We start from the raw sequence: 11,847 nt of genomic DNA, 5'->3' as shown, positions 1-11,847 counted from the left end.
TTAATAAGTGACTTCTAATTTTGTGATAATGATAATAAATCTATTAAAAATCAAGGGGCAGGTCGCTACAGGCGACCTGCTCCTTGTTTCGAGGCTGTTTTTTTACAGCCCCTTTTATGTATTAAGCTTTCTGTTACGTATATTCTTACGTATAAGCTTCAATTTTACTTTCATCAATCACCTTGGAAGCCTTGATAAATCTGGAAGGAGGACTCGAACCCCCGACTTACTCATTACGAATGAAGGAATTTTTATTGACTATCAATGTTTTGAATGTTATTTTGTACAAATTTTGTACAAATGACATAAGTAAAGCTAATTATTTATTATTAATATATTAGGATCTCCACCCTTTTGCAAATAATCTCTCCACATTAGTGCTATTATATAACCAAATTCATCAAATAATACTTTCTGCTCTTCGTCTGTTATATCCGAAAATGTTACCTTTACAACCAATACATTCACCCTCCAGTCGTTAGCAGCACAATTTTAATTTTTCTTTAATCTCAAATCGCGTTGCGCTACTTCATCTAAATATAAATCTTTGCACCTCGTTAATTGGGTCCTTGCATAAATTATCCATATACTCTGAAGATATACGTATAGATCTGCCTATTCTTTTTGATGGTATTTCATTGTTTTTGACCTTTCTGTATATTGTCATTTCACATACATTCAATATTTCTGCAACTTCTCTCACTGTATACACCTTCTTCTTTACCATTATGCTCCTCTTCTACTTCTTATATAAAGTCTAATAAAACTATCTTTTACTATTTTTTGTACGCCAATCAATAAATTCACCACCTACTTGCTTAATTAGTGCCCATATAATAACTCCTATAGTTTGGAAATCTAATTGACAAAAAAAGTTGCCTATTTTTACCTTGTTTGAATACCAAACAAAGTCTTCCTCAATGTTCTTAACACATAATTCTTGATCTTTATATACTATAGAATTATCTATTCCTCTTATAAATAATCTATCCCGTTCGAGCTCTCTAGGATTAATAATTATTTTATATTTTCTTTTCTTCTCTGCAGAGTGAGAGAAATTAAAACTTTTCATTTCTGGCTCACAAGTATAGTTTTTTGATTTGTGAAACCAAATAAAATATCCTTTTGCCATATTAAATTTCATTGAATAATTTGCTCTTGCAGAATCATTACCTTGTATAATATATCCCGTTTCAGAATTACCTTCTATGTAATTGGTATAATGTATTAGCTGTATATCCATTAACTTATCATACTCATCATCTGTTAGCTTTCGCACATAGAGTTTACCAGTTATCAAATAGTAGCCTGTTACAATAACATTAATTAAGATAACTACTAATACGAATATTACTGCAATTTGTTTAATATTAAAGCATGCTTCAATAACACTAATAGGTGTTATTACACCTTCTATCGAGATATCATTTATGATTATATAGATGTATACTGAAGCATATGCTATTATTATTAAATCTAAAATTATTCCCATTACAGTAAGTATATTATTAACATGTCCAGAAAAACTAGTTTTTTTTCTTCTACTGCTTTTCATTATATTTTTCATAAGAACCTCACATTTCCCGAGTTAATTTTTCATATTATTTAATAATAGGACAAAATATTATCCTTATTACTATCGAAAATTATGCTTTCATTTCCTTTTATTCTCATTATACTTTTTCAGAGCTCTGTCAAAGCGTTTCTTTATTTCATTAACTTCTAGTTCTATACCTCTATCCTGTCTTAAGATTCCTTGACAGAACTTCCATGATAGTTTATCTTCTAACCTCCAATGCCATAACTCTGCTAGTAATTCATCGTCTGTTATTTCATTATTCATTGTTACTCACCTCTCTTCTATTTGATGTTTATTTCTAAATATTATATCATTTTATTAGTGTAACTTTTTGTAAGTTTTTGATATAGAAAAAAATAAAGGCTGAGCCATAACCCAACCTTATCTAAAACTATTCTTTTATTTGCTATAGTTTCATACTTATTAAGCTTCCATCGTCTACTACAAAACCATCTTTTGAATAGGATTCAATCAAATCATCTTGATAAATTATATATGTATCTGTTTTTGCTAGCAACCTTACTTCTCTAATTTTTCTTAGTTTAACTTATTCAATAACTTTTTTAATATTATATCGCTTTATCTGAGTAACTTTGTTTAAATTTCTCATATACAAAAAAATAAAGGCTAAGCCGTAACCCAACCTTATTTAAAGTATTATTCTATCAGTATTTAGTAATAATAGCTTTTCACTAGATTTCCTATACTCCTTAATATTAACATCAATAAATATTATATACATAATACTATTATTCTTTTATTCCTTAACTTCATATCATCCTTTTCTTTAAAAAATTCAACAGCTTCAGGGTCATCAACTGGATTGATCCATATAATATCTGCCAACTCACTTATCTGGTTTTTTACTTTAAAAAATAATTTCTTTACTTTTTCATCTCTTGAAAAAATTGTATCACTTGTTTCAAATGCTAATTCAGCTAGATGTATATCCTTAAGTATATCTTCTTTTTCTTTGTCACTAATCCGCTTATATTCATCACATTCCCTAGCAATACACTTTCTTAAATTTTCATCATACTTGTCCACTTTATAAATTAGTCCTTGGCTACACATTGCGGCCCACCACGTATGTGAAAAAGAAGATTTGTGTTTTTTCCATTCAGCTATTAACTCTTTATTTAGTGCAACACAGCACTTTTGTTTACGAATCTCATCCAATACTTCTCTACAAGCCTTTGAAACAGGAACTTCTGTTTTCCCTGCACTATGTAATATACAAGCATCAACGACAACCGCCATTTTTCTTTTACTCATATTCTTCCCCCATTATTCAAGCATCATATTTTCTATAGCAGTTAGATAATCATCCTGCGATTTTAATGATATATCGGCAAAGTCTTGAGGCCATTCACCAAAACTTCCCATATTATCCACATCTGAACTTGTAATGGTACTTAACCCATTTTTATCTCTTTCAAACCAATGCAATTTAACATCAGAAAAATTTATTTTTTTACTGACTATTAACGTTTGAAACTGCCTTAATAACAACTCACTATGGGTTTCTAAGATTACCGTAACCCCCTCTTTTATACTCTCAGAAATAATTCTGGCTAATGCAACATGTGCTTTAGGATGCAAGTGTATTTCTGGCTGTTCAATATATACTATTTGTCCTTTATGCGCAACTATCAATGCTACTAATAAAGGAAGTATTTGAGATACTCCTAACCCAACATCTGCAATGTTGACCATATCCTCACGTGTTTCGTCTAAATATCTATTTACTAATATTTCTATTCTTGTATCATTCAATGGCTTAATATTTACTCTAGATGTTAAACCTAATTCTTGTAAATATCTACATAATAGGTGTATTTTATCTTTTTGATTACTCTTATACCAATTTGAAATAATACTAGCAATATAATTTTCAAATCTTCCCTCAAATATATTACTACTTTCAATTGCTGTAATGGGATACATTCTTTCTGGTGTACTTCTTAGACCTGGTAAATATATTATTCTCCTCAGCTGATCTTCAACATATGTAAAATCAGATATTCCAATTTGGGGGAAAAATTTATCATTAGAGTCATTCAAGTCACTATAACTTTCTATTCTTAAATAGCATTTTTCTCTTACTACCCTCCATTTAATATCTTTTTCAAACACTTTGGAAAGGAGTTCTTGTGCTTCTCTTAAACTTTCATTAGCTTTTAAAACCTCATTGCTAGACATATTAGGATATATTTCATAACTTTCGTCAGGATTAATTTTTGTGATTTTCTGTGATTTAATATCAATTTTTGATTCTGCTAAATCTTTTTTATATGTAATAGATACTTCTGTCTCATCATTACAAAACCCTATAGAAAAAGAATTTTCTTTTCTATCAGCATTTTTAGTAATTAGTTGTTCAAAGTCTGTTATTTGTAATATTGAATTTGGTCCCCCTAAATATAAAGGCCCTGCATCATATGAACTCTCCAAAGTTTGCTTTAACAGCAACAATGGTTGGAAAATGCTGGATTTACCTGAGCTATTAGCTCCTGCTAAAATAGTTAATGGTTTTATCTCTATTTCTTGCTTCTTTTTTATAGATTTATAATTAGACACCCAAAATTTTTTTATTTTCTCTGTAATTTCAAAATCATCTAATTCCTCTACTTTAAATTTAATATTATTTCTTAATTTATTTGACTTAGTATTTCGTTTAGCACCTGATTTCATGTTTATCTCCCTTCCATATAAACTAGATGATTATATTATCTGAATTATATCATTTAATTCTATCTATGTATACTTCGTATCCAAAATATTTTATATAACAATTAACATAAAATCAATTCAAAAAATAATTATTTATATAATTAAATTTATACATTTTACTTATAACTTTAAAACAAATTCGCAATTGCTTGCTTAAGCTCTTAAAACAAATCTACGTTTAATTAAAATCATTCTTATTTAACCTGTCTCACATATGAGTTCTATAACACAAAATAACCAATCCATAATTGGATTGGTTATTTTGTATTATAATTTTTAATATCCCCCTTCTCTTACTAATCTTTGTTGTTGTTTTGGTAAGTTTGATATAGTGTTTTCAAGTGTATTAACCTTACCTATAAGCTGCTTTAGAAGTCCATTTGTTTCGCTCATATCGACCTTACTATTCTCTTCTAGCTGTCTTGTCTGAGCACCATTTAGAACCCTATCCCCACGTCTAAGCAAAGTTTCTTGCTGATTATATTCATTGTATCGATACCATCCATCTTCTCTTACAAAGTTTGTACCTGTAGCATATCCACCCATACTAGTCTTACTTGAATAAGTGCTTGCACTAGCTGCCTTCTGCATACGCTTTGCTTGTTTCTCTGCTGTATCTGCTGCTTTAGTTACATCTGAAGCTACTCCTTGAGCTGTTTTACCTGTATCTTTTAAAGCATCACTTGTTTCCTTCCCATTACCCGCACATAGAGCTAATACCACTGCTAATGCTGCAACTGCTGCAACTATCAATATAATAGGACCCATAGCCATTTGTGCTCCTGCTCCAGTCATCATAAGACCACCTCCTGCTGCTCCACCTGCAACACCAACTGCCCCTAATCCTGATGCAGCTGTTCCACTTGCTGCAGCTGTTACTCCTAATGAGGTTGCTGCCGCTCCTGCTCCTGTTGCTGTTGCTCCTAATGAGGTTGCTGCCGCCCCACTAGTAAGACCTAATGATGCAAGTATTTTAGATAATATACCTCCTGTTCCACTTGCTACTCCCATTCCTGCGGCTGCTGTTCCACTTGTTATCCCTAGCTTGGCAAGTATAACACCCACAATTCCTCCTGTCTCAATTAATCCAGCCATTACTTTTTTCAATATTGAAATAGTAATCGCAAAAGTTGTAAAACCTGCTACTGTTATCATTACTGATGTAGGCATTTTAGCTATTGTAGAAATTACGTTTGCTATAACTTGAATCAATGGCGCAAATGTTTCACCTAATTCAATAGCTGCATTTTTTACATCATTTAATGATTTATTAAATTGATACCCTGTAGTTTCCGTTACATTTTCAAAGCTATTGTCTAGCATACTTGTAGTACCCTGTAACTCATCTAGTACCTGTTTAAATTCTTTACCACCATTTGTTGCTATTTGTTGTGCTCCTTGAAATGCTCTAATGTTTCCAAATAACGTAGCCATTGCTTCATTATTACCTCTAGTTTTATCTGTAATTTGTTCCATTACTTTTGCAAAACCTTTAGATTGTAATGTACTAGCATTAAAATTTATGCCAAGTTCTTTCGCTGCTGTTGCTGCTTGACTTGATGGAGAAGCAATTGAACTTATAATCCCTTTTAAATTAGTTAATGCGGTAGCACTGTCTATACCTTTTCTTGTTTGTACAACTAGAGCTGCATTAATTTCTTCCATACTTACACCTACTGTAGATCCTAATGCTGCTAAATTACCAATTTCTTTGTTATAGGATTCCCATGAAACTTTTGCAAGTTTTTGTGTTAATATCAATTCGTCATACATTTTTGCTACTTCTTCCATGCTTAGTCCATATGAATTCATTATAGATGTTGCTAGGTCTGTTGTTGTAATCATGTCAGTACTTGTTGCGATAGCAAATCTAGATGCATCATTTAAAAATTTAATAGAATCAGCTGTTTGAACGTTTGATGATAAAGCCATTTCTGCCGCTGCTGCCATCTCTTTAGCTGCTATTCCATAATCAGAACTAAGCTTCATAACTCCGTCATCTAACTCTTTATAGGACATAACACTCTCATCCATTAAATTTCTTGCCATAACTAGTTTTGATTCATAGTCCATGTATGCCTTAGTAGTACTACCGACAAATGCTGTGACTGCTAACCCAAGTGCCACAAATTGACCTTTTACTTGATCTATATTTACACCTGCACGTTCAAAGCCTAGCCTTAAATCTTCCATTGCTAACTTTGCTTGACCACTTAATGTAGTTGCTTTAGCCATTTCTTGATTAGACTTTGCATATGCTGTTTGCATATTAGTAAGCTGTGCTTGAGCATTCTTAAGTGCAATTTGCTTACTTGCAATAGCTCTTTCATTTTTAGTCTCAGCCGTAGTTAATTTATCTAACTCCTTTTGCAATTGCGATACTTTATCTTTTTGCAATTGCACCTGATTAGCTAGTTTTTGATTATTAAGAGCTAATTTATCAAATGCACTTCCTGTTGCCTTTACACTGGCACTTGTCTTGTTAAATTCAGCATTAAGTAATGCAATTTGCTGATTAACCTTCGGAACACCTTGTTTTACTTTCTCATAATCAAAATCAATTTGTATCGTTCTTTTATATCCTACATATGCCATCTATTTCACCCCCTCTTTATTCTTTAAATACTTATATAAGAGATTTGTTTTTAAGCCACCTGTAGCTATTACTGCATTCTTAGTTGCTTCAAAGATACTATCAAGCAACTTTCCTTCGCTTAATACAATGATACTTCTTGATTCATCTAGTGTGATACTCTCATTGTTTACTTTAATTCCTGCATACAATAAAATTGCTGCTATTTCGAATATGTTAATTGGATTACTATACTTGTCCATAACTTTTTCAAGGCCTTTAAATTCACTATCTATAATATTTAGTGCCTTTTTGTTCATAGTGCAGTTTAAATTTCTATCTTCTAATTTAATCTTAAACGCCTTTAACTTTCTAATAATACTCACCTCCAATAGAAATATAAAATTTTTTAAATACCTATTTACAACCTTTAATATTAGTAGTATCGTGTAACCAACAATATAAAAGACAAATTCTAGAGGTGAAAAACAAATTCACCTCTATTTTTTTGCGTTTTGGGATGTTTTTACACAGATGATACGGCACTCGGTCTAGAGCAACAATATCTGTAGAGATTTTATCCCCCCCTCCCCCTACCTTATACTACTTTCTTATGTACACATCTGTATAACGATAGGCCGACTCATGTCCATATGTAAGAATAGATACTTCTTTCAACTTCAATTTATCTACTATGACAACATTATAGTTATCATGTGCCTTATATACTCTCTTAGATATATAATCAAATCCAAAGCTACATGAAACATAACCTTTCTGAATCATATATCTAAGTTCATTTATGTTGAATTCTTTATAATCATCATTTAATAGTATGGCTTCAAAATACAATCCGTCATATCTTTCTTCTAAGAATAACGTACCATCTTTTGTACTTGCTATTTCGTTATCTATGTTGTGATTGAGTATTAATGGAATATTATCAACTGAACTTATTGCTTCTCGAAATGCTCCATTCTTTATAACTTCTTTTATAATATTTCTATCACTATCTAATATAACTTTGGAAAATGAAAACTTATTTATATATCCTGCAATACTTAGTGAATTATACATTTTCAGGACTAATGTAACTCCTTATCACTGGCTCATTATGTTGAGATGCATAGATTAATTCATTTAATCCTATGCCACATAATTTCTCTTTTACTTTTTCAGTCACATTGTAATGAACCTCTGTAAAGTACTGCTCTCTTAAATCCATTAAGATATTAATTTGTGTCTTTAGTAAATCTATTTTATTATCAATCTCATATGCAACTTCTACCCTTTGATTTAATAGATCTGATATTGTCTTTACTGTGTCTTGATTAATAAAAACATTTTCCTCAGCTGCTGCATACGCTTTTAAAAGCTCACTATTTGCCATCAATAATTCATTCTCTGCTTCAATTATTTCCATCTTAAGTCTAGTTGTAGATATTTGCTTGTTTGCTTCTTTCTCTATTCCATTTGCAAGATTTTGTTTTAATTCAAATAACTTTGCTGCTACTGCATTCTTCTTTTCTACTTTTTCTTTTACTTCTTTGATTAGGTTTATATTTTCTATTCCTAATTCATTTTCTAGTATTTCTGATACTAGTCCTGCTGCATGAGTAGATACAGTTTTAACTTCTTCAATTACCTTTAATCTGGTATCTTTATCTATTTCTCCGAACTTAAGTTTATGTTTTACAACATCATCCTTTATATCTAATACCCCTTCAACACCTAATGCTTTTAATTTTAAAGTACTTTTACTATTTTTCATGTTATTTCTCTCCTTTGTTTAGTTTATTCTTTTCCCTGCTGCTCCACCTGTTCCCAATTTATACCCTCAAACCTATCACTCCTCTTCCTTCTTTTCGTCTATTAGAACACCCTTTTAGGCTATAATTTTAAACACCTTAAAACTTGTCATATCTTACAGAATGTAAAGTTTTTAACATATGTCAAAACCTATGCATATCAACACTTTTTCACTTTTTAAACTTATATAACTTTACATTTTTTCATTGTGTAAACTTTATATCGTTTTTTAGATACATTTAATCTGACTTATATGTATTATTGTTTCTACTCACAACCTATTGTGTTCCTATGTTTCTTCACTTATTTACATTCTCTCAATATGTAAAGTATTTAGTAATACTTACTATGCTTATTAAATAGTTTCTTAACTATTTCTTTTAACCTTTCCTCAACATCAACTGTTTTATCTTTTATTGACTTGCTTACATCACCTGGATTGTATTTAACTACCTTAGTATTATCTTCATTCATTTTGGTGTATCCGTTCTCATTTAACCACTTTGATACGTTAGATACATTCTCATACTCTAGATACTTTTTGTAGATGATAGTATCTATGCTATCATCCTCTTTTATAGGTTCTTCTAGAAAAGATCTAATTAACTCTAATTGTTTTATTTTTTTATTTACTTCTTCTATTGTCACTTTCTATTACCTTCTTTCATTTATAGTTTCTAAAATATTTTTCTTTTCCTTTAACATTTTCCATCATTCTAGCTCTGCCCCAATTACTTCTTCTCATTTTTGTTAATGATGTGCATAGTATACTATCTGCTCCTGATGTGCTTATATTTAGTATGTCTGCTATCTCTTTTAATGTAGCTGGTTCCATCTTACTAAACCCATACCTAAGTTCTATTACTTCTTTTTGCCTTGCTGTTAGCTCCTCTTTCATTACTCTGTTAATCTCTTCTCTTAAGTCTTGATACCATATACATTCTTCTACTTTTAATATATAGTCCTCTTTTTCCTGTAGCTGCTCTTCTAGAGTTATTCCCTCACCTGTATCAGTACTTAAACTTACCTCTATACTCTTCTTACCCTTGTACTTTAAGTACTTATATATTCTTTGCTTTATCCAGTAGTATGCATATACTGAAAACTTTGCCTGATGATCTATATCAAACTTGTACTTATCTACTGCTAAAAGTAATCCTATATTCCCTTCTTGTACTAAATCATCTAAGTCTATAGGGCCTGTACAGTACCACCTAAATCTATTGGCAATCATATAAACTAAACCTTTATTTTGTTCTAGTATCTGTTCTAATTTGCCACTGTCCCCTTCTTTATACTTGAGTATTAACTCCTCATTTGACATATCTTCACCCATTCCTAATACATGGTTACTTATGCACTACTTTAATACAAATAGGTCAGCCCAATTTTGGGCCACCCACTAATACGCAACTACTTTGACATATATGAGGTCTCCGAAAAATTTCCGGCACCTATACAATCAACTTTTTATGTACTACTTTGACCCGAAGGGAATTTTCCCCTCGGCTACATTAGTAAACTATTCGCCAATCCAAAATTGGCTTGGGCTATTCATATAAAATATTATGACTGTACAACTTTGGATTGACCTATTTTAAATCTAACGTCGTGAATTGCAACTATAGGTTCACTAAATCTCGTTATCCTAACCTGTACATATTTGCTTATGCCTTTAACATATCTTCATACTTTCGGTTATTGTCTTTGATTAATACTTTAGCTATGTTTTCATTAGGTAATGTTATACTTAAACATTTTTGCTGAATTAACATTAGCGTTGAATTATCGTATTGCAAGTCACTAAATGCCCTTTTAGAAGTAAATAATGTTACTTTGTTGCTTTGAGCCCTTTTTGAAATCAATTCATAAATTAAATCACTAACATATGTACTTTGCGAACCTGCTCCTAAATCATCTATGATAAGTACACTAGCTTGAATTGTTGACTCAAACAAATTACTTCTAACATATGGATCACTCTTATCTGAACCGATATTGCGTTTCATCTCTGAAAAGAAATTAACTGCTCTTACAAACTTTACGCTTACATTATGTCTTGCCATTAACTCATTAGCTATTGCACTTATTAAATGAGTTTTACCGCTACCCTCGCTTTTTGAATATATGTATAGCCCCATGCCCTCTGCTGCAAATTCTTGAAATTTTTTAACATACCCTTTAGCTCTACTTATTGCTTCTTTAGATAATATTTGTTCTTGATATAAAGTAGGATTAAAAGTAGCTATTGCCTTATCTCTAAATACTCCTGGTATTCCTGAAGAAGTAAACTTAGTGTCATACATTTGCTTTTTATCTTCATTTCCTATAAATGTATACACTTTTCCATGTTCATTCTTCAATTCGTACTGGATAGACCCTTCTAATAGTTTTCTAATATTAAACCGTATTCCTACGGGTACTTCGTTATATTCATCATAGGAGTACCACCTATTCCCCATATCATCCTCTTTTTTAGATGTCAAAAGGGTCGTATTTATCGCTTGTACATTTAACACGTTCATTCACCTCTTCTTTCAGCGGAAATATCCCTTGCCATGAATTCATAATGGATTGCTCTAATACTTTAATCTTTCTACCTTCTGTGCTCTCTAGCTTGTCCAATTTATCAAGTAATATTTTAAGTGCCCTATCTGTAAGAGGTTTCCTAATTGCTGCTCTCATCTTGATGAAGTCTTTAATGCATTCTTTTAAGTCAGCATTATCTGAATAACTTTCAATTAAAGCATTCATGCCTTTTTCTTTTTTATTAATTGTATTATTAATAACTGTATTATTATCTTTAAACTTTTCTTTAATAGGGGTATTAAAAGTTTCTTTATTAGGTATTAAAGATTTCTTTAATAGGTCATTAACTATACTTAAATACCTATTTAAAATTTCTTTACTACCTTCTTTATAGACAATTTCTCTTGTTATGTATCCATTCTTTTCAAGTAAAGAAATCCAATTTGAAATACTAACCTTGCTAACCCCATATAACTCTGCAAAATAATCGTTTGTTGCCCAACAATATCCTTTTTCATTACATAATGCCGTTATTTCCCCATAGAGTAACTTAGCATTAGCATTTAATTCTTTATCATACCTTACATTAGCGGGTATTATTGCATAATAACTTTTGTTCTCCATT

14 protein-coding genes are annotated in these 11,847 nt (G+C 31.0%); all 14 read right to left on the bottom strand.

Annotated features, from left to right (window positions below; translation table 11 throughout):
- Window positions 1-315: 315 nt before the first annotated feature.
- Entirely contained in the window at window positions 316-459 is a 144-nt protein-coding gene (locus EKH84_RS21990; protein WP_190283558.1) for a hypothetical protein, read from the bottom strand.
- Window positions 460-529: 70 nt separating this feature from the next.
- Window positions 530-727, bottom strand: coding sequence for a helix-turn-helix domain-containing protein (locus EKH84_RS22945; RefSeq protein WP_127066118.1), 198 nt, complete (start codon window positions 725-727; stop codon window positions 530-532).
- Between the two features lie 39 nt (window positions 728-766).
- A complete protein-coding gene (locus EKH84_RS09680) occupies window positions 767-1,567 on the bottom strand; it encodes a hypothetical protein (protein ID WP_127066117.1) in 801 nt (266 codons plus the stop codon).
- 87 nt (window positions 1,568-1,654) lie between these two features.
- Complete coding sequence (locus EKH84_RS09675; RefSeq protein ID WP_127066116.1) at window positions 1,655-1,843, bottom strand: hypothetical protein; 189 nt, start codon at window positions 1,841-1,843, stop codon at window positions 1,655-1,657.
- Window positions 1,844-2,311: 468 nt separating this feature from the next.
- Window positions 2,312-2,854, bottom strand: coding sequence for a hypothetical protein (locus EKH84_RS09670; RefSeq protein ID WP_127066115.1), 543 nt, complete (start codon window positions 2,852-2,854; stop codon window positions 2,312-2,314).
- Between the two features lie 12 nt (window positions 2,855-2,866).
- Window positions 2,867-4,273, bottom strand: coding sequence for an AAA family ATPase (locus EKH84_RS09665; protein WP_127066114.1), 1,407 nt, complete (start codon window positions 4,271-4,273; stop codon window positions 2,867-2,869).
- Window positions 4,274-4,588: 315 nt separating this feature from the next.
- Window positions 4,589-6,907, bottom strand: coding sequence for a phage tail tape measure protein (locus EKH84_RS09660; protein WP_127066113.1), 2,319 nt, complete (start codon window positions 6,905-6,907; stop codon window positions 4,589-4,591).
- A complete protein-coding gene (locus EKH84_RS09655; RefSeq protein WP_127066112.1) occupies window positions 6,908-7,270 on the bottom strand; it encodes a hypothetical protein in 363 nt (120 codons plus the stop codon).
- A gap of 217 nt (window positions 7,271-7,487) precedes the next feature.
- The gene (locus EKH84_RS09650; protein WP_127066111.1) at window positions 7,488-7,961 is read right to left on the bottom strand and encodes an HK97 family phage prohead protease; all 474 of its coding nucleotides are present in this window, start codon (window positions 7,959-7,961) and stop codon (window positions 7,488-7,490) included.
- Window positions 7,954-8,655 (bottom strand): hypothetical protein, encoded by a 702-nt coding sequence (locus tag EKH84_RS09645; protein ID WP_127066110.1) that lies wholly within the window; start codon window positions 8,653-8,655, stop codon window positions 7,954-7,956. Before EKH84_RS09645 ends, EKH84_RS09650 begins: the two co-directional genes overlap by 8 nt.
- Window positions 8,656-9,026: 371 nt before the next feature.
- Window positions 9,027-9,341, bottom strand: coding sequence for a hypothetical protein (locus EKH84_RS09640; protein ID WP_127066109.1), 315 nt, complete (start codon window positions 9,339-9,341; stop codon window positions 9,027-9,029).
- Between the two features lie 16 nt (window positions 9,342-9,357).
- Window positions 9,358-10,017, bottom strand: coding sequence for a sigma-70 family RNA polymerase sigma factor (locus EKH84_RS09635; protein WP_190283557.1), 660 nt, complete (start codon window positions 10,015-10,017; stop codon window positions 9,358-9,360).
- Between the two features lie 343 nt (window positions 10,018-10,360).
- Complete coding sequence (locus tag EKH84_RS09630; RefSeq protein WP_190283556.1) at window positions 10,361-11,155, bottom strand: ATP-binding protein; 795 nt, start codon at window positions 11,153-11,155, stop codon at window positions 10,361-10,363.
- 13 nt (window positions 11,156-11,168) lie between these two features.
- Window positions 11,169-11,846 (bottom strand): helix-turn-helix domain-containing protein, encoded by a 678-nt coding sequence (locus tag EKH84_RS09625; RefSeq protein ID WP_127066106.1) that lies wholly within the window; start codon window positions 11,844-11,846, stop codon window positions 11,169-11,171.
- Window position 11,847 lies beyond the last annotated feature (1 nt).

Origin of the sequence: Cellulosilyticum sp. WCF-2 (genome assembly GCF_003990395.1) — a bacterium.
GTDB classification, from domain to species: domain Bacteria; phylum Bacillota; class Clostridia; order Lachnospirales; family Cellulosilyticaceae; genus Cellulosilyticum; species Cellulosilyticum lentocellum.
Note: the sequence above shows the minus strand (reverse complement) of the source record. Positions and strands in the feature narration are given on the sequence as shown.

Coding starts and splice junctions, on each gene's coding strand:
- EKH84_RS22945 (WP_127066118.1), bottom strand. CDS start 727: ATGGTAAAGAAGAAGGTGTATACAGTGAGAGAAGTTGCAGAAATATTG.
- EKH84_RS09680 (WP_127066117.1), bottom strand. CDS start 1,567: ATGAAAAATATAATGAAAAGCAGTAGAAGAAAAAAAACTAGTTTTTCT.
- EKH84_RS09675 (WP_127066116.1), bottom strand. CDS start 1,843: ATGAATAATGAAATAACAGACGATGAATTACTAGCAGAGTTATGGCAT.
- EKH84_RS09670 (WP_127066115.1), bottom strand. CDS start 2,854: ATGAGTAAAAGAAAAATGGCGGTTGTCGTTGATGCTTGTATATTACAT.
- EKH84_RS09665 (WP_127066114.1), bottom strand. CDS start 4,273: ATGAAATCAGGTGCTAAACGAAATACTAAGTCAAATAAATTAAGAAAT.
- EKH84_RS09660 (WP_127066113.1), bottom strand. CDS start 6,907: ATGGCATATGTAGGATATAAAAGAACGATACAAATTGATTTTGATTAT.
- EKH84_RS09650 (WP_127066111.1), bottom strand. CDS start 7,961: ATGTATAATTCACTAAGTATTGCAGGATATATAAATAAGTTTTCATTT.
- EKH84_RS09645 (WP_127066110.1), bottom strand. CDS start 8,655: ATGAAAAATAGTAAAAGTACTTTAAAATTAAAAGCATTAGGTGTTGAA.
- EKH84_RS09635 (WP_190283557.1), bottom strand. CDS start 10,017: ATGTCAAATGAGGAGTTAATACTCAAGTATAAAGAAGGGGACAGTGGC.
- EKH84_RS09630 (WP_190283556.1), bottom strand. CDS start 11,155: ATGGGGAATAGGTGGTACTCCTATGATGAATATAACGAAGTACCCGTA.
- EKH84_RS09625 (WP_127066106.1), bottom strand. CDS start 11,846: ATGGAGAACAAAAGTTATTATGCAATAATACCCGCTAATGTAAGGTAT.